This is a genomic window from Paenibacillus sp. FSL P2-0121 (assembly GCF_037975345.1).
GTDB lineage: Bacteria > Bacillota > Bacilli > Paenibacillales > Paenibacillaceae > Paenibacillus_AQ > Paenibacillus_AQ odorifer.
This window is the reverse complement of sequence record NZ_CP150245.1, coordinates 2477810-2500776: the sequence shown is the minus strand read 5'-3', so window position 1 is coordinate 2500776 and position 22967 is coordinate 2477810. Positions and strand designations below refer to the sequence as shown.

The window sequence follows — 22967 nt, the reverse complement described above, 5'->3', positions numbered from 1 at the left end:
AGCTATTTGACCATCGCTAGTGCCAGTCCATCATAGGCAGGCAGACATGTACTGATAAGACGTTCATCCGTAGCGATCATCTCATTGAAGTGGCGCACAGCCAGGATGGCAGGACCATTTCTATCTGTATTTAAGGTCCGTCCACGGAGAAAAATATTATCACCCGCAATGATCGCTCCTGGATTAGCCAGCTTGATGGCATATTCCAAGTAGTTAGTGTAGTTCAACTTATCTGCGTCAATGAAAAAGAAATCGAACCTAGCGCCCTCTGCTTCCAGTGCCTTCAGGCTGTCCATTGCGGGTCCTATTCTATACTCCGTAGTATCGCCGAAGCCTGCCAGCTCTAAATTACGTCGGGCAAGCTCAGCATAGTCGGCTCTCAGCTCTAGCGAAGTCAGTGTGCCACTTTCAGAGAAACCGCGGGACAAGCAAATTCCGCTGTAACCGCCAAGTGCGCCAATTTCCAAAATACGCTTTGAGCGAGACAGTCTAACTAGCATGGTGAGCAGTCTTCCGTACCCCGGCTCGACAGACACCGGCGGCATGCCTGCTTGAACGATTGCTTCTTTTACTCGAAGCAGAATTTCGTCCTCTGTATAAAGTTGTTCACTGTATTCTTCTTGCGTAAGCATAAAGATTCTCCTTTGAGGATCCCCCGTTTGCTCATAGTAAGGGATGACGGGGAACATTTTATGATTTATGGAATGCCGGGCATTGTGAAGTGTCCCACATTCCCCTATACTTGTATGGATGCTTTAAAGGACGACAATGCCGTCTCTTCTTATTGTACTGGCTTTTTGTATTTATCTACAAGTTAAACGGAGTTGAGAGTATTTGAGCAAATTACAATTAATCGCTACTGCCCCTATGGGTTTAGAAGCTGTGGTAGCGCGCGAATTAAACGAACTGGGTTATGAGACCAAGGTCGAGAACGGACGAGTATTATTCAGCGGTGATTACATCGATATCTGTCGCTGTAACTTGTGGCTGCGTACATCTGACCGTGTATTGGTTAAAATGGGCCAATTCCCTGCTAAAACCTTTGACGAGTTATTCGAAGGGGTTAAAGCGTTGCCTTGGGAAGACTGGATTCCAGAGAATGGAGAATTCCCGGTTGAAGGACGGTCCCATAAATCACAACTAACGAGTGTACCCGCTTGCCAAGGGATTGTCAAAAAAGCTATTGTTGAGAAGCTGAAGCTTTCGTATCATACAGACTGGTTCCCGGAGAACGGTCCTCGATATGTGATCGAAGTGATTTTATTAAATGACATCGCTTTGATCACATTAGATACCACAGGACCCGCGCTTCACAAACGGGGTTACCGCAGACATGCAACAGAGGCTCCGCTGAAGGAAACAATGGCTGCTGCACTAATCCAGCTTAGCCGCTGGAATGGCCATCGGCCCCTGTTCGATCCATGTTGTGGTTCGGGAACACTGTTAATTGAAGCTGCCATGATCGCTTGGAATATTGCTCCAGGACTACGCCGCTCATTTCCATCTGAACATTGGCCAGTCATCCCCAAACATCTTTGGGAAGAGGCGCGCGAAGAAGCTTTCGATGCGGTGCGCGATGATTATCCTTTGCAATTAACAGGTACGGACATCGATCCAGAAGCGATTGAAATTGCTGAAGCTGCCGCCAAGAGTGCTGGACTGTCCGGAGAAATCACCTTCAAAGTGATGGCTGCCGCCAAAGCAAGACCTGAAGGAGAATATGGTTGTATCATTACCAACCCTCCATATGGGGAACGGATCAGTAATGACAAAGAAGTGGAGAAGCTGACCCGCCAGTTTGGTGAAATGATGATATATCTGCCAACATGGTCATTTTTTGCGATCAGCCCTTACAAGGAATTCGAACAATTTTACGGTCGTAAGGCAGACAAACGCCGCAAACTGTATAACGGACGTATCGAGTGTCAATATTATCAATACTTGGGTCCACTTCCACCTAGAAATCCGAAATAATTAGGATCACCATTGCTTTGAATGCAGAACGGACATCTACCTCGTATGAGGAGGATGTCCGTTTTTCTCCGAGTATAAGACTGTTTTAGTTTAGCGCCTATAACTTTTCGCTCATATATTTCTATGAGAAACGTTTATCATCTGAAAAAGACAACAACATTGTTTATTCTGGTTTTAATTATTTTCTGTGTTAGGAGGTTTTATAATGTCTGACTTTCCATCAATTCGGAGCAACAGAACCGTAACAAGTACAATAGCTGCTGTGATTCGCTCCCGATATATCGGTTATCTCCTTTTTCTTGGCATCATGCTGGCCAAGTTATTATTTCTGCATAGTGGGCTGCATGCTCCCAATATAGATATGAACCGGCAGGACAAATGGATTGCTGTAGGTTCAGTCATGTTATTGTCTTTTTGGACTCTGTGGCTTCCCCGCCGGGGACAGACGATAGCGTTGTTAAGTATAAACTTGCTTCTGACACTGCTTATTTATTCGGATATCGTCTACTATCGTTATTTTCAGGATTTTATCACGGTACCTGTATTGTTTCAGGCTGGACAGATGGATGCGCTTGGTGGAAGTATCTTCGCCCTACTGCGTCCTTCCGATCTTTATTTGTTTGCTGACTGGCTTTTGCTTATTGCCTATGGAATCGGAATAGGGTTATACCACCGGAAAACCCATACATACTTGTCTAATGCCGCCCCTCGCCGTTATGGGCAATCTCACTCTTATTCTCAAAACGGTTATTCCCGCCGCTCTTCACGCCTGAGCAGGATGCTAAAAAGAAGCGTGAATGGCATCGTTGCTCTGGCGCTAGGTTGCGCGCTGACCTTTGGCCCTATCCACACCTACGCTACTACCTGGGCTAAAGATCTATTCACTGGCAACTGGTGGAGTCTGGCGATGTATAACGTAACCGGACTAATCGGTTTTCACGGTTATGATATTTACTTATATGCTAAAGATCATCTAGGTCCGCAGCCCGAGCTTTCGCAAGAAGAAGCCACCTCAATGCAGCTCTGGTTCAATGAACAAAACACTGAGCAAAATGCCAATAATGACAGCTTTGGAAAATACAGCGGAAGCAACATCGTTATTATTCAAGCTGAAGCTTTTATGAACTTTGTAGTTGGACGCTCAATATCCGGCCAGGAGATCACGCCTAATCTGAACGCTCTAATCAAAGAAAACACCTATTTCAGCAATTACTACCATCAGACCTCACAAGGACGAACTTCCGATGCGGATTTCACGTCCAACGCTTCCCTGTACCCGCTGGTCTCCGGCTCGGTATTTGTCCGTTACCCGGATCATCAGTTTGACACGCTGCCTGCTATTTTGAAATCAAAGGGCTACAGTACCAATGCTTTTCATGCGTACGAAGGCAGCTTCTGGAATCGGCAGATTATGTATAACGCGATGGGTTATGACCATTTTTATAACAAAAAAGACTATACAATAGACGAACCTCTAGGCTGGTCTCTGGGTGACAAATCCTTTTTGCGGCAATCCCTCGATATTATGGACACTTCAGAAACGATAAAGCAGCCTTTTTATTCATTTTTGACTACACTATCCAGCCATCATCCTTATTCTCTCCCTGCAGATAAACAAGGGCTTGATACTGGAGAGTTCAAGGGCACGATCTTCGGAGATTATTTGCAGGCTGTTCACTATACGGATGAAGCTTTAGGGGAAATGGTCAAAGAGATGAAGCAGCGTGGGCTGTGGGATAATACCATTGTTGCTTTCTATGGAGATCATGATAATTCGATCCAGGAGACCTCTTATTACGAACAATTTCTCGGCAAAAGCCTTAGCGCACTCGATATGCAGCAAATAATGCATCAGGTACCCTTGCTCATTCATCTGCCAGGCTCTAACGCCTCTGTCCTAGATTCAGCTCCAGCTGGTCAGTTGGATCTTACACCTTCCTTGCTCCATTTGCTGGGGATCTCACGTGATCCTTATTATCTCATGGGCAATAATCTGTTTAGCCGGCATGAGCGTCTTGTAACGCTGCGATCCGGTGCCTATGCCGATGCAAAGCTTTCTTATCTCCCCAGCGAAAATGGGCAATTTGCCAGCGGAACCTGTTATAGTCTCGAAAGCCGGGAAGCCGTTGACGTAGGGGAGTGCAGCATCGGGTATGAGACCAGCAAGCTCCGCCTACAGATCTCCGACGATATCATGAAATATGATGGAATCAAGAAGCTCAAGAACACACAATCTGCACCTTAAGCTTACATCCGGGTAAACGAAGAGACTGCCCAAAAAACTATCGAAAAGGGCTGCTGCGATATCCTCTCTATGTTGGACATTTACCACTTGATCGTTGTTGGAAGCACGTTTGGTTTTCCGACTTAGATACGTAAAGTATCTCACTAACGGACACAGCTGACCCTAAACGCAGCATTATCCGAGATTTGGAATGCTAACGGACTCCAGAGCAGCTATTAGCCTAGAAAACGCCGATATGAGCCTCTTTTTAAGGAATAGCGTCACTGGGGTCCGAAATCTTGCTTTAAAGGCTAAAAACAGGCAAATAACGTCATCTGAGTCCGTAACGCCTGTGTGATGGTTGAATGATAGGATGGTGGGCTCGATGAGACGGTGAGATGGTGGGCTCGATGAGACGGTGAGATGGTGGGACGATGAGATGATGAGACGGAGAAATGATGGGATGATGGGCACGATTGAAGTAAGCCGTCAATGGCCAGAAAACGCAGAGCAGCGATCCTCCAAATTAACAGGAGAATCGCTGCTCTGTTTACTTTTACTTATTCTGAGAATGAAGAGGGATCGACCCTATTATCTTAGTTGATAAGAACTCAGTATTATTTCTGAACGGAGGGCTGTTTGATAAAAGCTTCCGCTTTCTTCAACACTTCATCCTCCGTTGGAGCACTCACATAACGACCATTCACATAAACAAAAGCCCGTTTGCCACATGGACCGCAGTACGACTTGCAGCCGACCTTGATCTCGGCATCAGGTGCCATTTTTTGCAGCTTTGGGATAATACTTTTCAACTTCATGAAATTACATTCATCGCACACTTGTATTTCGTTAGCCATGGAGCAACCCTTCTTTGTGTTCGAAATTTACAGGCGAGTGTTTAGTGATCGCCGTGATTACCTTTAGAGGGATTCGTAATGACAAAACCTTCTTGTGGAAGATACAAATAATCAACGACCACGCCATCAAGGAGTGGTTGGCTCGGATCAAGAATAACATCGATTTCCTTATCTGTCGATACTACAACATCGTTCTCTTTAGGCGTGTCCAAGTCCAGTCCGTAGTGAGCATGATCACCGTGTGCATGTGTAATTGCTACGCGCAGCTTCAACTCACTGTTTCCTTCCAGCTCCATTTGTTTCTTTATCACTTTAGCCGCATTACGGGTAATTTTGACCTTCATCTATATTCCATCTCCTAGTCCGAAAATTAAATACTCAATTACTTATTTTAAAGGTAAATGACATCTAAAAGCAACTATATTGGCTAATTAGCTCTGAAGTTCTTGTCGAAAATGTGCGGTGCTATCCTTCACCCTGCTGAAGGGTAGGATATTTCCGGCCCATTCGTGACACGAACCAGCCCATTAGCAGCATGGTCACTCCAATATCATCGATCGGAATAAATGGCATGAAGTCCGGCAAGACCCAATAGAGCAGTACTGGAATTGTAAATAACAGCTTGTCCCCCATTGCTACTTTAGGGGAGCGGATGTATTGCCAGGAGCTACTGAAGATATGGGACCATTGTTTTAGTGACAGTATTTTTTTCAGTTTCATGGTGACCCTCCTCCCAAGTAAAAAGGATACAGCCGCGGATAACGTGTAGTGACGACAGCGGCCATACCCTATGGTTTATTTTACGCAAGTTTACTGCAAATGTTTCATAATTATTTCACATTGGAAAGGAGCGTTGCTAATATAAGTCCTGTTTCCAGGGTCATATCTTCAAAATCTGCTAGTGGCAGCGGATTTTTGCCAATCCCAAGCTCCACAGTAAATCCAGGTTTGCGGAAGGTCTGAATAAACCAATCCTTATATCCGGCATCACTTCCCGTCAGCTCCACTGCCCGGTAACTGCTCGCAACTGCCAGCTGCGCGGCTAATTCACGGCTCTCGGGAGGCTCATACCCGCGGTAGTTCCAATAAATCTCTCCTCCTTGGCTATGCAGAGACACTGCAGCTTCGCCAGGCGCTTCCTCAGCCAGGGCTGCCAGAGCAGCTGCTTCAGGCTCACTCAGCGGCTCAGGGCCGCTGTAATCCCGAGGTGAGGGCTGCCTTACTCCCCGACGTTCCCGCTCCTCTTCCCAATGAGCGGGAAATTGATCCCCAAGATCCACACCGCGGATGTTAGCTTTCCAATGCCGGAAGCTGCTTCGTCCACCATTCCATCTCATGAGGTCATCATAAAACGGATGGTCAGGCAAAACCCCTTCCTGAACCAGCTCCACACCATCTGGATTAGCCATAGGCACGACCCATAATGTCCAGTTTTGGAACCAAACCTCAGGGTTATGTCCATTCCATTCCAAGCCTTCAGCATAAGCTGCTGCATACTCCTCTATGAAGGACATCAAGCATGGTGAAGTCAGCCATTCATTGGCATGCAAAGCGGCGTTAACATGCAGATGACGAGGGCCGTTCCCGATCTTGAGTACATGGAGTGGCTTGCCGAGTACGCTCGTGCCTATTGTGGCTGCTTGTATAAACGGGTATTGGACAAGCAAGCCGTCAATGTCACTCTCAACATCAGCCGGACCGTACTCCCCGCGCAGAAACACCACGCGGTCTGGAATCGGGGGTGGAATGACAAGTATTTTTCCAGGTGTACAGCAGCGCCCTGAGGTCACCCCAGGATTAAGCTTCTCCAAATCCTCTAAATTCACATTAAATAATGAGGTTATCCGTTCTGGAGTGTCCCCTTCCTGCACAGCATACCTTTTACGCGGCGAAGATGGCAGAAATAAAACCTGGCCTGGGTATAAATAAGACTGCCTCCCAACCCATGGATTACCTTGAATAACATGCTCAGGAGTTAATCCATGTAGAGCGGCAATTCGGCTTACGGTATCTCCCCTGTTTGCAATATATTGTCGCATTAGGTCTCATCCTCTCGGCCTTAAATTGCTGATACAGCAATACAAAAACAGCGGCATACAGCACTTAACTCTATTGTATGCAAGCGCCACTACCCTGCATGAAGGAGAAATGAATCACAAGAAAAAACAACGTCATCGCCCTTTATAGATGGCAACCATTTCTCATGAAAATAAGGATATTACAGTTCCGCAGCGTATAAATGCTTATATTTCAAAAAAACAGACTGGGAAATGTGCTTTCCCAGTCTGTTTTTCTTTTTACACTCCCATGGAGTTTGTCCCTATTCAATTCAACATTGCTCCTGCTTATAACGTGGATACTTGCCACACTACTGGAGTACGTCTAATTTGTTCTCCAAGCCAGTCTCGCGCGATGCTTTGAAACATCTCAGCATCACCGCTGCAGAAGAACTGATGAATTGGACTTTCATCGCCGATGGACAGCTTGCCTTTGTCATATAAAATTGTGCTGATCTCACGAGCGGTCTCATCTGCAGAACTGATCAGCTTGACTCCTGATCCCATAGTCTCACCAATGGGTTCTACAAGAAATGGATAATGAGTGCATCCTAAAATTAAAGTATCGATGTTAGTGTCTTTAATGCCTTCTAGTGCCTCTTCTACGATATCGTAACTTTTCTCTGAGCGGAACTTGCCTTGCTCGACAAGTGGGACAAGCGCTGGACAGGCTTGACTTACAACCTCAACATAAGGGGACAACTGCTTTAATGCGTTAGTATAAGCTCCGCTGTTGATGGTTCCTACCGTACCGATCACGCCGACATGTCCGCTTTTGGTTGCGCTAATTGCTGCGCGTGCTCCGGGATGAATCACCCCAATTACAGGGATGGAGACCTTGGCTGAGATATAATCGAGTGCCGCAGCTGTTGCGGTATTACAAGCGATAACGATCATTTTAGGATTAAACTGGATCAAATAATCTACAATTTGTTCAGTAAACAGTTGTACTTCCTCGGTCGAACGGGGTCCGTACGGAGCTCGGGCAGTATCTCCGAAATAAATGATCTTCTCCCGCGGGAGTTGCCTCATCACTTCTTTGACAACTGTTAACCCTCCCACACCTGAGTCTAATATTGCTATAGCTTGCTGCACGAACACACCGCTTCCTTCTACTTGTTTTGTGTAGCTTATGTAAGGTGAAAACAAAATGTACCTGGCTTTCAGCCCCAATTGCAGATATTACTCCTTTTGCCCTCTTAGTTCAAGACTAGTCTTCTTCCATCATTTAACAAGCGGGTGCAAACTAATTAAAAAAGCCACCCTCCGCCCAATGCGAAAAAGCGGCTCTATTATAAGAGAATGAGTACTCTTTTACCACTGAAACAGAGGATTTAAACCACGGTCCCATTATAGAATTTCTTTATCAACCTTGTCATCTTGAACGACTTCTTCCAGGCTAACTTCTTTGCTTACATCTTCACTTATAGTGGCCTCAACCAACTCAGTTTCCATTTCCAAAGTGGCAGCAGCCTCTTCAACAGCTTCTACAGCGTCAACTGCTTCTACAGCATCTTCTGTAGCAATACCGCTTACAGTTACTGTGATTTTTTCTTCTTCATCAACAGCATTCGCACATGATTTGCTCCATTCCCGAACTTCATGCACTACATGCCCAATCGAATCTTTTGCTTTGTCATAAATCTCAATGCTCTTGTCTCCGGCTTGAACGGCAATTTCTTGAACCTTCTCAATACCAGCGGCAGTTCCTTCCGCAATATCCTTGCGCAGCTCTTTACCTGGTTTAGGTGCGAACAGCAATGCTGTCACCGATCCAACCACACTGCCGACTAAAGCGCCCCATAATAAGCCTTTGGTGTCCTTTTTCATCGTTTCATCTCTCCTTTAAATTCATTGCTCCCCGCTCTACCGGGCTAATGCCTATATCTGCTATATCATAAGCAGCAGGGGATTGTCTTGTGACTAATTATTATAACTTTTCAGAAGTTTTGTCTGTAACATTTTTGGGTACGATAGCGTAGCGGCAGCAATGTCCGCCCTCTGCCATACATTCATTACGTGTTACCTTAGCATCCAGCAGTTCTTCGAAAAGACTATGCTCACATTGGCAAGCCTTACGATACTGGGTAGCCACTTGGCGAATCGGGCAATTGTACTCCTTTATGACATATGAGCCATCCTCTTCGCGGTTCCATTCTGCCATATATCCACCGGCATTTTGGATGGAAGATAATTCGGCGACGCGTTCTTCCAAATTCCGCCGTTCCATCATCGGAGCATACTGAGCGAGCATTCGGCGGCGGCGTCCTTCAAATAATGTATTAACAGCATCCAGTCCACTGCCGTAATCCAATTCACGCAGAAGCTCCAAAGCCAAGTTGTGATAACTTTTCGGGAAATATTCTTCGGCTCTCTCCGTTAATGAGTACATATGTAAAGGCCGCCCCATCGCTTGCCGGACCACTTTTGTCTTTGCAAGCCCTTCTTGCTCCAGCTGAAGCACATGACGACGGACACCCATCTCTGTAATTCCCAATTCTTCTGCCAGCGCGCCGATGGTCAGTGTTCCTTTCGTCTTCAGGAGCGTCATAATCATTTGTCTTGTCGATCCGTTTTCCTGCCCCATCTTCATCATAAAGGAACCCCTCTCTTTCACGGCTATCGCCTATTCTATGTGATTCTACCCTATGCTATTATAGCGGTACGCTGGCTCCAAGCTCCTGGTCCAAATATTTCCGTACCTCAACGGCAAACTGCTCAAGTACTTCCGAAAGAATGGGGGTAAGTGGATGCAGATCACCTCTCTCCCAGGCATAATAATCCTGAACGAGTGGCTTACGCAGAGCAACTAATTCTATCAATCTCTCATAAATTTCACTTTGACCTAGCACTTTCTCTTCATGAATAATAGAAATTATATCCTCATAACTTCCAGCATCACGCATAATAAACCCGTCAATGAGACAGCTACCAACGTCTGTTACAACCTCTATTGCCAGATGGAGGCAGCGTTCCTGTATTAGTCCAGTTAATGTTGTACCATCCCAGGAAGCTGCTACAGTCCGAAGACCAGCGGTAATATCAGGGATTTGAGCAAGAATGGTTTCGATTTGATTGCGGTTGACATAATACACAGCAATACCCCCATGTCGATAATTGTTAGAGAACCGTCCTAATCTCTACTTACCGCGTTTGCCACGGCGTTTCAGCCAGAAGAACATTACGAAACATGCTCCGAGAAAAACGACTAAATAAGTTAACGCTTCCATTGGATACTCAAGCTCACGCATTCCTGTCACCGCTTCCGGTATAAAATGATGATACTATATTCAAGCAGCTGCTTAAATTTCGTAATCTACAGCAATCGAGAGCTCTTTGACTTCATTAATGTGAGCAATAACTTCTTTATGCGCCGGATGAACCTGATACGCCTGTAAATCCTCTAGAGAAGCCACTTCTGTGACTAGAGCAATATCAAAGGAACGATCGGAATGAATGATGTCAGCACCCACCTCGATGGAGAGAAGCTGCGGGATCTTACCTTCCATATTACGCAGTACCGCTACCGTTGCCGCTACGCTTTCTTCGGACCGATCTTTTAATTTGAAAAACACAATATGTTTGATCATTCTATATCGCTCCCTAATGTAATATTGTAATTAGATATTAAAAATATATCATAAGCGTAGCTGTTCTGAAAGAAACTTAAACGGTGTTGTCAGAAATAGCAGCATTAACCATTGCCGATATACCAGAAAGTGTTGTAGTATATTTTTAAAAAAATCGGAGGAATTATGCCTAATAACCAACAAGAAACTCATAATATCCAGGCGTGGTCTCTGATCAATCGCAAATACCTTGGACAAGGCGTTCGAGTCAAAAGATTTCGCCGTCCAAAGCGCAGCCAGATTAGAAACCGTGTGCTGCTTGCTGTATTGATGGCTAAGGATATCAAGCTGTCACGACTCGCAGAAGAGCTTGGTATATCCTCACGCAGTGTAAGCGCTTGGGTATACGAAGGTCGTATCCCTTCCAACAATAACATTGACAAGACCTGCCGCCTATTGGGGTACCCACCCCACATTCTGTTCAATGAAGCATTGATTCGTCAAAGCCCCATTGTATGTCAGCCTACACCCTCACGTTTTATGAAAAGAAGTATTACCAGTTCACCGCGCAGCAATGTTATCCTGACCGGACTTTGTATGGTTTACGATTTCTCAGTAACGGATGTAAGTATCTGGATAGGCGTCCATCCTGGAACATTTCGAAAATGGCTCCACAACAGCCATCTGCCGACCCCTGCTCTGCAGGAAAAAGCCGAAGCTTTCTTTCGGATTCCACGCCATATTCTATTTGCAGACTGCGGAACGCTCTAATACAATCCTCTCACAAAACACGTCTAACACAGCCCTTCTTCAAGAAATCATGAGAAGGGTTATTTGCCATACCTTTTTTTCTTAAAAAGAGGTCATACTACTGTGTGTAAATATATTGTGTAGTACTAAAGAACGGGTCAGGAGGCGCAAGATGAAACTTAACGGAATTCTGTCAAAGGGCTATACCGATACTTGGAAAGTGGCCCCTGGTGTCATTGGACTTCGCACTATGTTTGTAAATGTCGCATTAATTGGCCAGCCCTCTTCGGATTGGGTTCTTGTAGATACTGGTCTTAGCTCATATACAGGCAATATTATTGATTTTGCTACGGAGCATTATGATAAACCTCCGGTGGCAATTATCCTGACGCATGGGCATTTTGACCATATTGGGGGTGTAAAAAGGCTTGTTGAGGAATGGAATGTGCCTGTATATGCTCATCCTCTAGAACTACCTTTTCTGACAGGTAAAGAAGACTACCCTCCAGCCGATCCGGCCGTAGGCGGCGGGCTTATGAGCATGATTTCCCCTTTATTTTCACATCATGGCATTGACCTTGGTTCAGCCGTTCATCCCTTGCCGGAAGACAGGACTGTCCCTGGTGCGAAGGGCTGGGAATGGATCCATACCCCTGGACATAGTCCCGGACATATCTCCCTGTTCAGGCCTGAGGATAGAGTTCTGATCGCAGGTGATACGTTCCTTACGGTCAAACAGGAATCTGTATTTGCAGTGGCTACGCAGCATCAGGTGGTGCATGGCCCACCCTCTTATTTCACGACAGACTGGGAAGCTGCTGAGAAATCGGTCCGTACCCTTGCCTTGCTGAATCCACATCTTGTTCTTTCGGGACATGGAGTACCCATGGAAGGTGAGGAGCTGTCTACTCAGCTTGCTCATTTGTGCAAAAATTTCAAAGAAATGGCGCTACCGGGTCAAGGTAAATTTGTGTAAAAAAGGTACTCCTGATCAGCGCACAGAGGTCTAGGGAAAAAGTCCCTATAATTCATTTGATATAGCCGATTCTACGGATATTCAACGAAATTATAGGGAGTTCCTCCCTAAATTACTTGCTTAGTGCAGATTTACGTGCGACGATATATCTCAGTATGTATTGATGTTTTTTTCCAAGCGGCCCACATAAAGTCTCCACACATGAGCCGGTCGTAATTATTTTCGTACCTGCAAAATGTTGTCTTAAATCTTCTTCACTAAAAAAATGGGCGTATTTTCCCTCTTTGTATTCGTAGGTTCCCGGTTCCAAAAGTGTTCCACAGCCGTTGTTCGCATCCTCATCGGAAAAACTGGTAAAATAGAGCAAGCCATCCGGCCGCAGCTGTTCCAGACAATTAGCTACGAGCCTGCGGCGATCCTCTTCGAGAAATAAATGCAATACGTCATAGCAGTAGACAGCATCAACCTGTACTTCAGAAATAGGATCTAATACAGAACCTGAGATAAAATGGCTCTTGGGATCCCATTCTGCCGCCATCTTTAACGCGTCCTCGCTCAACTCAATGCCTAAGGTCTTAAACTCATCTGAGAACACCTTCGTATTTCTTCCGTATCCCGCACCCGGGACTAAAACTGATTTCACGTTATGTTGCCGGAATATATCCCTTGCTGCCTGAGCTGTAGGACTAGGTTCACTCCCCCAGATCATTCCTTCCTGAGCAAATCTTCGACTCCAGTATTCGGACATAGATTAGACCTTCTTTTTAAATTTATTCGCTAATTTCATCGCAAGGAACTGAGGGATCAGGTTTAGCATACTAAAAAATATAAACGATCCTGTAGGTCCAAGTGGTTTGAAAAACGTCCCGTCCCAACCGCCTTCCCCTGACAAGTTGCTAATAAAATAATAAGAGACAAATGCAGAAGCGATATTCCCAATGACTATAGCAATTATATTATTAGACCATTTTCCCAAAAAAGCTATTAGTGATGTTATGACGATCATCATTAAATAACCAACCATTGAACCATTATTGAAATCTTTATCCATCGCGAAATATACAAATGGAAAACAGTACACAATAATGATCAGGAGATTCAATCCTAATTTTCTCACCGCATCCCCTCCTCAGCTAGTTTTTCACTCTATACCAATACTGATAGATCTCCTTAAAACCCAGCTTGTCATACAAGGCTGAAGCCCCCGTATTCGCTTGCACAACTTGCAGAAAGGAAGTTGTTGCTCCCTTTGCTCTCCCCCAATTAAGCAACGCTAGCAGCAGCTGTTCCGCCATTCCCTTTCTACGATGAGCAGGGGAAGTGACAATATCATACAGACCCAAGTACCCGTTCTGAATCACACCAAGACCGCAGGTGACAGGAACACCATGATTAAACAACAGGACATAACCCTGCTGCAAATGTGATGCAGACAACATTCTAGTTAAGGTTTCCCGGTTCTTATCAGACAAGCCGGTAAGCTCACTGAAGGTGTGCAGCCACTCTTCAGTCAAGCTCTCCTGTATCTGAACCGTATAACGCAGATCGGGGCTCGCTAAGTCCCCCAGATCAAGAAGCCTTACAGATGAAGGCTCGGCAATTGTATAGCCACGCTCTGCAAGAATCTCATCAAGCTTTGGCGGCTGGATGTAGGGGGTTATTTTGAACACGGACTGTAGTCCAGCATGCTCATAATAACGCTCCGCAAGCTTGATTTGCTCTGTGAGTTCAACCTGAGAGCTGTCAGCCCCGTATAATGGATTGACCGAATTGGCCCTTTTTGTATAACCAGCTGCCGAACGTAGAATCCAGCCCTGCAGGAGAACGCTTTGCTCCGCCGGCCAAGTATTAAGTGTGATTTCTTCTATGAATTTATACACCTTAATCCGCTCCTTTTGAAGCACGTTTGTTACGCATCGCAGGCAGTAATTTCACAGCTCCCTCCCCTTGGGAGGTGAAATAGTCATATTCGGGAGACTCTTTGCCATAGAGAGCTATTTTCCCCTCACCGTTATAATGAACACCCCAACCAAAACGCTTCGGCAACAGTGAAGCCCTTAGACAAGGATGATTTTTGGAAAATAGTTCGTTCCATATTTCTTCCTTACGGGCCAAACGTTCTTCCTGTGGAATTTGTTTATGGCGCACATGAACCTCGTACAGAAGTTCTTCATGATTGTATTTGTAGGGCTCATTGATTAACAGTTCATATTGAATCACATGTGCAGGCGGGAGCGTTCGGCAAGACATCGGAGGAACTCCTATTTCCTCAGGACAGTCCTCTGCTACACGAATAAAAGTATCGGTATAGCTCATTTGCATCACCTCCATCTTAAATAGAAATATATTCCTTCTATGATAAATCATTTTCCTATTCTAAGCATAGCCGAATTTTCTAAAGCCCATGATGGATGAACAGAAAAAACGGCCAATCCTCTAAACTACGGAGGATTAGCCGTTCTCATTTACCAACTCGACTTGGTAATGCCCGGAATCTGACCTTTATGCGCCAATTCGCGGAATACAATTCGGGAAACATTAAATTTCCGCAAATAGCCTCGAGGTCTGCCAGACACTTGGCATCTATTTTTTTGACGAGTTGCGGAGGAATCACGTGGCAGCTTTTGCAAAGCCATATAGTCCCCCTGTTCCTTTAGTTCTTTTCTTTTAACAGCGTATTTGGCGACTAGTGCTTGTCTCTTCAATTCTTTCACAACTTTAGATTTCTTGGCCATGTTCGTTCTCCTTCCATCCTTTAAATCTACTCGTTCAATGCACTCTTCAAGGCTTCCAGGTTCTGACGCATGATTCCTAAATAATCCAGGTTTTGACTGCGATCTTCCTCTGTTAATCCTTCAATTGGGTTTAGAACGGCTGCTTTGGCACCAATCTCTTTTGCTATTGTGTCTGCCACACTGGAGGATACAAGTGTCTCGAAGAAAATCGTCTTCACTTTATGCTCTTTCGCAAACTCCACAATCTTACTCATATTTGCGGCAGAAGGCTCCTGCTCCGGAGATAGTCCGGCAATCGGGACCTGAGTTAATCCATACTGCTTGGCAAGGTATCCGAAAGCCGCATGCTGAGTAATAAAATCCTTGCGTTTAGTATCCTTAAGACCGTCCTTAAATTCTTGATCCAGTTGCTCCAGCTTAGCTACATAAGCATCTGCATTTGTCTTAAAATCCTCGGCATGTTCAGGTGCGGCAGCAGCTAAAGCTGCTTCAATGTTACGCACTTCTTGAATGGCTAATGTAGGATTGAGCCACACATGCGGATCTAATCCACCGTGATCATGCGAATGCTCTTCATGAGCATGTTCTCCTTCTTCATGAGCATGCTCCTCTTCTTCATGAGCATGCTCTCCTTCTTCATGGTGGTGGTCAGCTTCTTCATGGTGGTGGTCAGCTTCTTCCTCTTCCGTGCCTTCCATGATGTCCAGACCCTTGCTCGCTTCTACAGTAATTAACGGAGTGCCAGATACACTTTCCAGCACCTGATCTACCCAGCCTTCCATTCCTGCGCCATTATAGATCAGCATATCCGCATCTGAGATTTCTGCCATATCTTTTGCTGTCGGTTCCCAATCATGGGGTTCGATTCCTGCTGGTATGAGTGCTTCCACGTCCGCCAGATCTCCTGCCACATTTTTGGTAAACTCGTAAATAGGATAGAAACTGACTTTAATATTTAATTTAGATGACTCCGGAAGGGCTGTAGCTTCTGCGGCTCCAGAAGCATTCGTAGTAGTAGAAGAATTAACAGCATTATTACCGCAACCGGCGGCAATAAGTAACGCGGACAGGGACAAAATGGCTAAATGATGGATTCTAAATTTCATTGAGAGGTGTAACTCCTTTACTGGAAATAGTTTTATGAATTCGCCGACGATTTCTTAGTCGGATCAGCTTCTGTACCAAAATTGCGATTAATAAGAACGATAGCAGTATAAGAGCAATCGTCCCACCAGGCGGTGTATTGATGTAATACGAGGCACTTAGGCCACTAAAAACGCCGAGTAATCCTACGCCGATTGAGATCAATATAGCTGTCGTAAAACCAGACGCTATACGCAAAGCAATCGAAGCTGGCAAAACAATAAGCGCTGAGACTAACAGCACTCCAACAACTGGCATCGCAGCAGCGACTGTCATTCCAGTTAGTACAGCAAACGAAAATGATAACCAGCCCACATGAACTCCACTGATACTAGCGGTCTCTTCATCAAAGGTCAGATTATATAAGGATCTGCGTAACACAATAAAATAGATCAGACCGATTACAGCAACCACAGCGATAATCTTTAGTTGAGTGTCGCTGACCGCAACGATGGAACCAAACAGATAGGAACTGAAGCTTTTACTTAAATTCTGCTTTAAGCTCATAAGTACAACTGCCAATGCTAATCCAGAGGTCATAATAATCGCTACCGGAAGCTCGCTATATGTACGATAAGAACGTCGAAGCTGTTCGATGACAATACCACCGAGAATCGCTACCATGAAGCCACTTAGTGCCGGATTAAGCTGTAGTATTGAGCCTAGTGCTACTCCTGCAAGCGAAACATGAGAGAGGGTATCCGCCATTAGGACCTGACGGCGAAGCATGAGATATACCCCGAGTAGCGGACCGATAATGCCAATTAATCCACCGGCCCAAAATGCACGTTGCATGAATTCGTAACTAAACATTGCCAACCCTCATTCTCCTTTCGTTCCAGGCTGATCAACGTATCCAGATAGGAGCTGGTCTCTTCCAGGCCATGCGTCACCATGATTACGGTCCGGCCGTGTTCACTGACATCATGGCGCATCAGCTTATAGAACCCAATACGACTGTCCAGATCCATCCCCGTAGTAGGTTCATCGAGAACCAATATCTGCGGCTGTTGTGCCAATGCTCGAGCGATGCAAATCCGCTGCTTCTGGCCGCCTGACAGTTCTCCTATCTTCCGGTCTCGCAAATGCCACATCTCCACCTGCTTTAAACTTCGCTCAACGATCTCGTCCTGCTCAGGTGTAAAGCGTCTAAATAATCCAAGCCTTGGATAACAACCCGAGCGAACCAGTTCGATCACCTTACTTGGGAACCCTGCGTTAAAAGAAGCTACCTGCTGTGGAACGTAGCCGATAACCATCTTTCCGTTATCTGATAACTCTTTATTCAACTGAACCGTTCCACTCCATGGACGAAGCAGGCCGAGCATTAGCTTCAGCAGGGTGGTTTTAGCAGCACCATTGGGTCCCGTTATACCAATAAACTGTCCGATATGAATATCTAATGAGATATCATCAAGAACAGGTTCATCCCCATACCCGAACACTACATTCCGCATGGATGATAGGATCATCATGCCTCGCCTCCCTTCTGACTGATATTATGTCCAACCCAGATTAAATCGTAAGTTTTACGATTTAACAAATTTGATAATATCGTAATCATTACGATTTGTAAACCCAAAACTGAAAATTAATCGTAATAATAACTATTAGTCCTTTTTCGAATACAACAAAAATCCGGAATCCCACCTTCTGGATTCCGGATTTCCACCGTTAATTTACTAAGTATCTATTCCTCAGCAGCCGCAAGGAGTTCTTCAACAGGCCACGGAAGTGGATTGTTGAACTTTGTCCAATCCTGCTTCAGCTCCTCCGCTGTCAGCAGACATCTGTCCAATCTGGCTTCGAGTTGTGCCTGATCTATATTTACACCGATAAATACGATTTCATTTATTCTATCGCCCCACTGCTCGTCCCATTTTGCCCGCAGCTCAGGTTCGCTTTCCAGCACCTCCAGCTGCTGATCCTTAGGCATTGTAGCCAACCAGTAACCAGCAGGTCCGAACTGAATGGAAGGTCCTGCCTGACTTACAGTAGCTGCAAGATCACCTTTTGCCGCTACCCATGCCACCCCTTTTGCCCGAACGACCTCTTCCGGCCAGTTGCTAAAGAAAAAACTTAATCTTTGCGGGTGGAACGGTGTTCTCCGGCGATAGACGAAAGAAGAAATCCCGTATTCCTCCGTCTCAGGGGTATGGGTCTCTTTATTCAGCTCGGCGATCCAACCAGAGGATAAGCTTGTTTTCTCAAAATCAAACAATCCGGTATTTAGAATTTCCTTTGGATCTACTACGCCGTTAATTGTACGGATCAGCTTAGCAGACGGCTGAAGCTTACGCAGCACAGCTTCAAGCTTATTGAGTTCATCTTCTTTCAACAGATCGCACTTATTAAGCAGCAAGACATCACAAGTTTCGATCTGATCAATAAGCAGATCCACAATATCGCGGAAATCCCCTTCTCCAGCCGTTTGGTTGCGGTCCATCAGACTATCACCTGAGGAGAAGTCATGCCAGAAACGCCCAGCATCCACAACAGTCACCATCGTGTCTAATTGAGCAAGCGAAGTCAGATCAATATCCAACTCGGGATTGGCATAGGTAAAGGTCTGTGCTACTGGTACAGGTTCGCTAATGCCTGAGGATTCAATCAGGATGTAATCAAATCGCCCTTCCGCAGCCAGTTTTTGTACTTCGACAATCAAATCATCACGAAGTGTACAACAGATGCAACCATTGGACATCTCAACCAATTTCTCTTCAGTCCTGGAAAGCGTATTTCCGGACTTCACCAGATTCGCATCCACATTCACTTCACTCATGTCATTTACAATAACAGCTACTTTAAGACCGTCACGGTTGTGCAGAATATGATTCAACAATGTTGTTTTCCCAGAGCCCAAATATCCACTGAGCACGGTAACAGGGAGCTTTTTCAACTATACCACTCCTATCGTTTATAAAATCAAGATTAAAAACATCCGCCCTTAACGGGTTTCGCGATGTAAGGTTACTCTCTTTAGGCGTGGACAATATTTTTTCATTTCCATACGCCCTGGATGATTTCGTTTATTCTTGGTAGTGGTATAGTTGCGATCTCCTGTCTCCGTACATGCCAGAGTTATGATTACTCTCATTGTTTCCATCTCCTTTTGATTAAATCGTAATAATTACGATTAACACATCGTACACGGTTTATTCACAATCTGTCAACTATGATCTTGTAAAAATTTCAACTCTCTTAATTTTGTGGTCTTTCTGGTGGACAAATTACGTATAGATGGAATTATAAAAAATATGATTCTTGTAATTCCTAGAGAATCAGGCAGGAGTGGAGATCATGAAGATACCAGTAATTATTTTGAGCGGGTTTCTGGGGAGCGGGAAGACAACTCTGCTGTTGTCCCTGCTGAAAGAGAGCAAGGTAAGAGGGCTGAATCCAGGAGTAGTAATGAATGAACTGGGCAAACGAGATGTGGACGGGTATATTTTGCAGGAGCATACCGGTACAGCTGTAACTAAACTGCTGGACGGATGCGTATGTTGTAGCCGTAAAGAGGATTTGGCAGATAGCCTGATGGTGCTGCTGAGAGGACGTCCAGATGCCATTTATATGGAGTTGACCGGCGTCGCCGATCCTGAAGAAATCGCCAAAACGTTGCAGGAAACTCCTCTACAGGATCTGGTGGAGCTGCACTATACCATCACTCTGTTAGATGCGGAAAATGCTCTGGAATATAACAGCAGACTCTCCTCTGACAAACAGCTCGTTCGGACCCTGCGTAAGCAGCTTTCCACAGCTGATCTTATTGTCGTTAATAAAAGTGATCTCGTAGAACCGGAAACCTTATGGCGAATTGAAAAGGGAGTTCGTAAACAAAATACGGAGGCTGAAATTGTGTACACCCATTACAGTGAAATCAACCTGTCTCCGATATTGTCAGGAATTATCCCACGTAAAATCATAGCTCCGGCTCCGCAGCGAGCGCCTCAAACCTTCAAAGGAGCATCACTGAAACAAATGCATTCAGAGCATGGGGGAACCGCTGTAAAAGAGCTGCATGAGGAGCAGCATGCTTCTTTCTCGCAGGTAACAGCCATCACGTTAACCATTCCGCAGGTAAGGACAACTATGCCTTCTAAAGAACGCCTAGAGGCCTTCTTCCAAGAATGGGGTGACAACCTATTACGTGCCAAGGGGCATATTCTTTTGTCCGAACAGGAGCCGGTTCAGCTTGTTCAATATGCGGGGATGCGTACTACCTGGGAAGCCTCTCGTTATCCTGGTATGCCTTATGTAGTGTTCATCGGGATGAATATAGATGAAGAACAGCTGGCAGATCGGTGGTCCGCCTTATTCGAGTTTTGACTACCTTTTCACCATTAAAAATACTGCCGTTGCTCCTCCCGATCTCGTTCCTGATTATCATTGGTTTTGTATGGCTGCCGAATCATCTGGAACTGTTGGATAATGCGTACATCGACACCTTCAAAACCGCTTTTATCGGCATATTGCTGGAAGCCTTGCCGTTTGTATTAGCAGGAGCATTGTTATCTTCACTGCTTCGCGTCTTTATCCCGGATGAAATGATTTCCCGGTGCATTCCGCGGCGACCTCTTCCGGCCATTCTGTTCGCATGTCTGCTTGGAATTATTTTCCCGGTCTGCGAATGTGGAATGATCCCACTCGTCCGCCGACTTATCCATAAAGGTATGCCTGTTTACGTGGCTATCGTCTTTATTTTGTCCGGACCGATCCTAAATCCTGTCGTCTATGGGGCGACCATGACAGCATTTCGCAGCCACTCGGAGCTGGCCTATGCCCGTATGGGTCTGGCGTTTGTTGTAGCCTGTCTCATAGGCTTGATAATCTACGCAACGATCAAAAAATCTCCCATCCGCCTAAATGTTCAGCGTGAAACGGGGGAAGCTCATCAGAATAATTCTCGCGGGGGAAAAATAGCCGCTGTCTTCGTCCATACCTCAGATGAGTTTTTTGAGATGGGGAAATATTTAATGATCGGCTGCTTGTTAACCGCTGGTATTCAGACATTTATGGTTCAAGACAGTCTGGCCGCGATCGGAGCTAAGCCGCTGGGGTCATATTTCTTCATGATGGGACTGGCATTTGTGCTCTCGCTCTGCTCCACCTCAGATGCCTTTGTAGCTTCCACCTTCGTACATTCTTTTCCATCTGGGGCTCTGCTCGCTTTTATGGTATTCGGACCCATGCTGGATTTCAAAAATTCATTGATGTTGCTCTCACTGTTTAAGACCAAATTCGCTCTTTATTTGTTCTTTCTGATCTTCGCAAGCGTGTTTGTTGGGGCGGTATTCATGTCCTTGTGGCTGTAATTCATAGAGGTGGTAAGCTGTTGCTTACAACATGGGTAGGAGGATAGAGCATGAATGACTCTCGTAGCATCCGGTTTCACTATTTCTTAAGGGCGGTCATTCTGCTCGCTTTCGCCCTCTATATCGGGCATCTGGTACAGCAGGACGCTTTGCATTATTATGTAGCTCCTAAACTGGCACGCTGGGTTCAATTATGCCCAATCCCGCTGACACTTATGGCGCTCAGTCTGACCATACAGGCTTTATTTGGCAAAGGTAGTGTTCTCTGTGACTGCGAGCATCGGCTCCCACATTCTTTTTTCAAAAGTACAGCGCTATATGGATTATTCCTTTTTCCACTGCTGCTCGGATTTCTTCTTCCTGATCGCGCATTGGGAAGTATGGCTGCTGCTAAAAAAGGAATCTCCCTATCCTCCTTGCCCACTGAAGCTAAAAATTCCGCGAGATTCGAGTCCATTGATCCTTACCATGAAGAGCTTACCGAGCTGGCCAAGATCCTTTATGCACAACCTGTGGTCCCAGTTTATTCGGCGATTTTCTCCGAAACTTTAGGTGCGCTTGAGCTGTACAAACAACAATTTGCAGGCAAAGAAATTACTATTTCCGGCTTTTTATATCGTGATCAAGGTGAACATTCAGAGAATTCTTTTGCCATAGGTAGATTTCTGGTCCAATGCTGTACTGCCGATGCTACACCTTTTGGGATATTAGTGGATTCCGGCAAGCTAAAAAGCCTGCCTACCGATACCTGGATAGAGGTCCGGGGCAAGCTTCAAGTTGTTCCCTATAAAGGTCAAGAAATTATGCAAATTAGTGCAGAGTCTATTACACCTATCAAACAACCCGTAACACCTTACATCTACACCAGTCCTGACTCTATCACCGCATGGAAGGGGCTAGAAGGCTCAACTAAGATTACTAAATAATCGCATCTAGCTCATCCTCATCATTCTCAGACTTATTAGGATTAAATACTTCTACCATAATACGAGCTGGAATACAGATAATTTGCTGTTTGGGTCTTGAGATGAACCCCATTTCCAAAGCAATTCTTAAGGGAGCATCAGAATAGGTCATTTGGATTCCATAATCAAACACCTTTAGCGTATTGTGACCGAATTTCGTTTGAATATCTATAATTTGTTCTTCTTTAGTCAAAGAAACGGTTTTGTACTCTTTACCGTCCACCGTAATTATAGCTTTCAAATCCCCTTGCTGATACTGCTCATTGCTGCTGTCCCACCACTTCATGCCATAAATCAAGCCCGCAGCTAACAAGGCTATCACAATAATTAAAATATCCCCGCGCTTCATTGTTAGCAAGATAAGAATCCTTTCATGACAAATAATATACGTAATGATTACGA

At 45.2% G+C, this 22967-nt stretch carries 29 protein-coding genes; 8 read left to right on the top strand and 21 right to left on the bottom strand.

What is annotated here, in order from left to right:
• Window positions 1-2: 2 nt before the first annotated feature.
• The gene (locus MKY54_RS10860) at window positions 3-632 is read right to left on the bottom strand and encodes an O-methyltransferase (RefSeq protein WP_076191324.1); all 630 of its coding nucleotides are present in this window, start codon (window positions 630-632) and stop codon (window positions 3-5) included.
• A gap of 202 nt (window positions 633-834) precedes the next feature.
• On the opposite strand from MKY54_RS10860, the gene MKY54_RS10855 reads away from it, so the two are divergent.
• The 3 genes from MKY54_RS10855 to MKY54_RS10845 all read left to right on the top strand — a co-directional run bounded on the left by MKY54_RS10855 (window position 835) and on the right by MKY54_RS10845 (window position 4802).
• The gene (locus MKY54_RS10855; RefSeq protein WP_036689227.1) at window positions 835-1974 is read left to right on the top strand and encodes a class I SAM-dependent RNA methyltransferase; all 1140 of its coding nucleotides are present in this window, start codon (window positions 835-837) and stop codon (window positions 1972-1974) included.
• A 205-nt stretch (window positions 1975-2179) separates the two neighbouring features.
• Window positions 2180-4219 carry an LTA synthase family protein gene (locus tag MKY54_RS10850; protein ID WP_339190449.1) on the top strand — a complete coding sequence of 680 codons (2040 nt, stop codon included), beginning with the start codon at window positions 2180-2182 and terminating at the stop codon, window positions 4217-4219.
• Window positions 4220-4637: 418 nt separating this feature from the next.
• Window positions 4638-4802, top strand: a complete 165-nt coding sequence (locus MKY54_RS10845; RefSeq protein WP_175617317.1) for a hypothetical protein — start codon at window positions 4638-4640, stop codon at window positions 4800-4802.
• A gap of 13 nt (window positions 4803-4815) precedes the next feature.
• On the opposite strand, the gene MKY54_RS10840 is transcribed toward MKY54_RS10845, so the two are convergent.
• From MKY54_RS10840 to MKY54_RS10800, 9 genes are all read right to left on the bottom strand, one after another.
• Window positions 4816-5055, bottom strand: coding sequence for a DUF1450 domain-containing protein (locus MKY54_RS10840; RefSeq protein ID WP_036689224.1), 240 nt, complete (start codon window positions 5053-5055; stop codon window positions 4816-4818).
• A gap of 41 nt (window positions 5056-5096) precedes the next feature.
• Window positions 5097-5399 (bottom strand): heme biosynthesis protein HemY, encoded by a 303-nt coding sequence (locus MKY54_RS10835; RefSeq protein ID WP_036689223.1) that lies wholly within the window; start codon window positions 5397-5399, stop codon window positions 5097-5099.
• Window positions 5400-5520: 121 nt separating this feature from the next.
• Window positions 5521-5775: a hypothetical protein gene (locus MKY54_RS10830; protein WP_076125091.1), complete on the bottom strand. Its 255-nt coding sequence runs from the start codon at window positions 5773-5775 to the stop codon at window positions 5521-5523.
• Between the two features lie 110 nt (window positions 5776-5885).
• Window positions 5886-7094 (bottom strand): M14 family metallopeptidase, encoded by a 1209-nt coding sequence (locus tag MKY54_RS10825; RefSeq protein WP_339190448.1) that lies wholly within the window; start codon window positions 7092-7094, stop codon window positions 5886-5888.
• Window positions 7095-7400: 306 nt separating this feature from the next.
• Window positions 7401-8207: a glutamate racemase gene (gene racE / locus MKY54_RS10820; protein WP_339191165.1), complete on the bottom strand. Its 807-nt coding sequence runs from the start codon at window positions 8205-8207 to the stop codon at window positions 7401-7403.
• A 255-nt stretch (window positions 8208-8462) separates the two neighbouring features.
• A complete protein-coding gene (locus tag MKY54_RS10815) occupies window positions 8463-8942 on the bottom strand; it encodes a YtxH domain-containing protein (RefSeq protein ID WP_339190447.1) in 480 nt (159 codons plus the stop codon).
• Window positions 8943-9042: 100 nt separating this feature from the next.
• Window positions 9043-9708, bottom strand: coding sequence for a metalloregulator ArsR/SmtB family transcription factor (locus MKY54_RS10810; RefSeq protein WP_076184345.1), 666 nt, complete (start codon window positions 9706-9708; stop codon window positions 9043-9045).
• Between the two features lie 58 nt (window positions 9709-9766).
• Complete coding sequence (locus MKY54_RS10805) at window positions 9767-10207, bottom strand: HepT-like ribonuclease domain-containing protein (RefSeq protein WP_076184344.1); 441 nt, start codon at window positions 10205-10207, stop codon at window positions 9767-9769.
• Between the two features lie 207 nt (window positions 10208-10414).
• Complete coding sequence (locus MKY54_RS10800; RefSeq protein WP_036689213.1) at window positions 10415-10702, bottom strand: Dabb family protein; 288 nt, start codon at window positions 10700-10702, stop codon at window positions 10415-10417.
• A 165-nt stretch (window positions 10703-10867) separates the two neighbouring features.
• Here MKY54_RS10800 and MKY54_RS10795 point away from each other — a divergent pair, with 165 nt between their 5' ends.
• Both MKY54_RS10795 and MKY54_RS10790 read left to right on the top strand, forming a co-directional pair.
• Window positions 10868-11452, top strand: a complete 585-nt coding sequence (locus MKY54_RS10795; protein WP_036679391.1) for a helix-turn-helix transcriptional regulator — start codon at window positions 10868-10870, stop codon at window positions 11450-11452.
• Window positions 11453-11603: 151 nt separating this feature from the next.
• Window positions 11604-12407, top strand: coding sequence for an MBL fold metallo-hydrolase (locus MKY54_RS10790; RefSeq protein WP_076125083.1), 804 nt, complete (start codon window positions 11604-11606; stop codon window positions 12405-12407).
• Window positions 12408-12519: 112 nt separating this feature from the next.
• Here the strand turns inward: MKY54_RS10790 and MKY54_RS10785 are convergent, their stop codons facing one another.
• From MKY54_RS10785 to rpmG, 10 genes are all read right to left on the bottom strand, one after another.
• Window positions 12520-13155, bottom strand: coding sequence for a class I SAM-dependent methyltransferase (locus tag MKY54_RS10785; protein WP_076125081.1), 636 nt, complete (start codon window positions 13153-13155; stop codon window positions 12520-12522).
• Window positions 13156-13158: 3 nt separating this feature from the next.
• The gene (locus MKY54_RS10780; protein WP_076125079.1) at window positions 13159-13524 is read right to left on the bottom strand and encodes a hypothetical protein; all 366 of its coding nucleotides are present in this window, start codon (window positions 13522-13524) and stop codon (window positions 13159-13161) included.
• A gap of 16 nt (window positions 13525-13540) precedes the next feature.
• Window positions 13541-14287 carry a GNAT family N-acetyltransferase gene (locus tag MKY54_RS10775; RefSeq protein ID WP_076309940.1) on the bottom strand — a complete coding sequence of 249 codons (747 nt, stop codon included), beginning with the start codon at window positions 14285-14287 and terminating at the stop codon, window positions 13541-13543.
• 1 nt (window position 14288) lies between these two features.
• Window positions 14289-14723, bottom strand: coding sequence for a DUF6157 family protein (locus tag MKY54_RS10770; RefSeq protein WP_081383129.1), 435 nt, complete (start codon window positions 14721-14723; stop codon window positions 14289-14291).
• Between the two features lie 149 nt (window positions 14724-14872).
• Window positions 14873-15142 carry a 30S ribosomal protein S14 gene (rpsN, locus tag MKY54_RS10765; RefSeq protein WP_038569786.1) on the bottom strand — a complete coding sequence of 90 codons (270 nt, stop codon included), beginning with the start codon at window positions 15140-15142 and terminating at the stop codon, window positions 14873-14875.
• Window positions 15143-15168: 26 nt separating this feature from the next.
• A complete protein-coding gene (locus MKY54_RS10760; RefSeq protein WP_339190446.1) occupies window positions 15169-16248 on the bottom strand; it encodes a metal ABC transporter substrate-binding protein in 1080 nt (359 codons plus the stop codon).
• Window positions 16238-17104, bottom strand: coding sequence for a metal ABC transporter permease (locus tag MKY54_RS10755; protein ID WP_076125073.1), 867 nt, complete (start codon window positions 17102-17104; stop codon window positions 16238-16240). Before MKY54_RS10755 ends, MKY54_RS10760 begins: the two co-directional genes overlap by 11 nt.
• The gene (locus MKY54_RS10750) at window positions 17050-17757 is read right to left on the bottom strand and encodes a metal ABC transporter ATP-binding protein (RefSeq protein ID WP_076184339.1); all 708 of its coding nucleotides are present in this window, start codon (window positions 17755-17757) and stop codon (window positions 17050-17052) included. Before MKY54_RS10750 ends, MKY54_RS10755 begins: the two co-directional genes overlap by 55 nt.
• 218 nt (window positions 17758-17975) lie before the next feature.
• The gene (locus MKY54_RS10745; protein ID WP_076125069.1) at window positions 17976-19184 is read right to left on the bottom strand and encodes a GTP-binding protein; all 1209 of its coding nucleotides are present in this window, start codon (window positions 19182-19184) and stop codon (window positions 17976-17978) included.
• Between the two features lie 48 nt (window positions 19185-19232).
• Complete coding sequence (gene rpmG / locus MKY54_RS10740; RefSeq protein WP_076098468.1) at window positions 19233-19382, bottom strand: 50S ribosomal protein L33; 150 nt, start codon at window positions 19380-19382, stop codon at window positions 19233-19235.
• Window positions 19383-19585: 203 nt separating this feature from the next.
• Between rpmG and MKY54_RS10735 the strand changes: the two genes are divergently transcribed.
• The 3 genes from MKY54_RS10735 to MKY54_RS10725 are packed head-to-tail and all read left to right on the top strand — an operon-like array spanning window position 19586 to window position 22526.
• Complete coding sequence (locus MKY54_RS10735) at window positions 19586-20614, top strand: GTP-binding protein (RefSeq protein WP_036679372.1); 1029 nt, start codon at window positions 19586-19588, stop codon at window positions 20612-20614.
• Window positions 20611-21600, top strand: a complete 990-nt coding sequence (locus MKY54_RS10730; protein WP_339190445.1) for a permease — start codon at window positions 20611-20613, stop codon at window positions 21598-21600. The genes MKY54_RS10735 and MKY54_RS10730 overlap by 4 nt, the downstream gene beginning before the upstream one ends.
• Before the next feature lie 50 nt (window positions 21601-21650).
• The gene (locus tag MKY54_RS10725) at window positions 21651-22526 is read left to right on the top strand and encodes a TIGR03943 family protein (RefSeq protein ID WP_339190444.1); all 876 of its coding nucleotides are present in this window, start codon (window positions 21651-21653) and stop codon (window positions 22524-22526) included.
• On the opposite strand, the gene MKY54_RS10720 is transcribed toward MKY54_RS10725, so the two are convergent.
• Entirely contained in the window at window positions 22519-22914 is a 396-nt protein-coding gene (locus tag MKY54_RS10720; RefSeq protein WP_036679457.1) for a NusG domain II-containing protein, read from the bottom strand. The genes MKY54_RS10725 and MKY54_RS10720 overlap by 8 nt on opposite strands.
• Window positions 22915-22967: the final 53 nt, after the last annotated feature.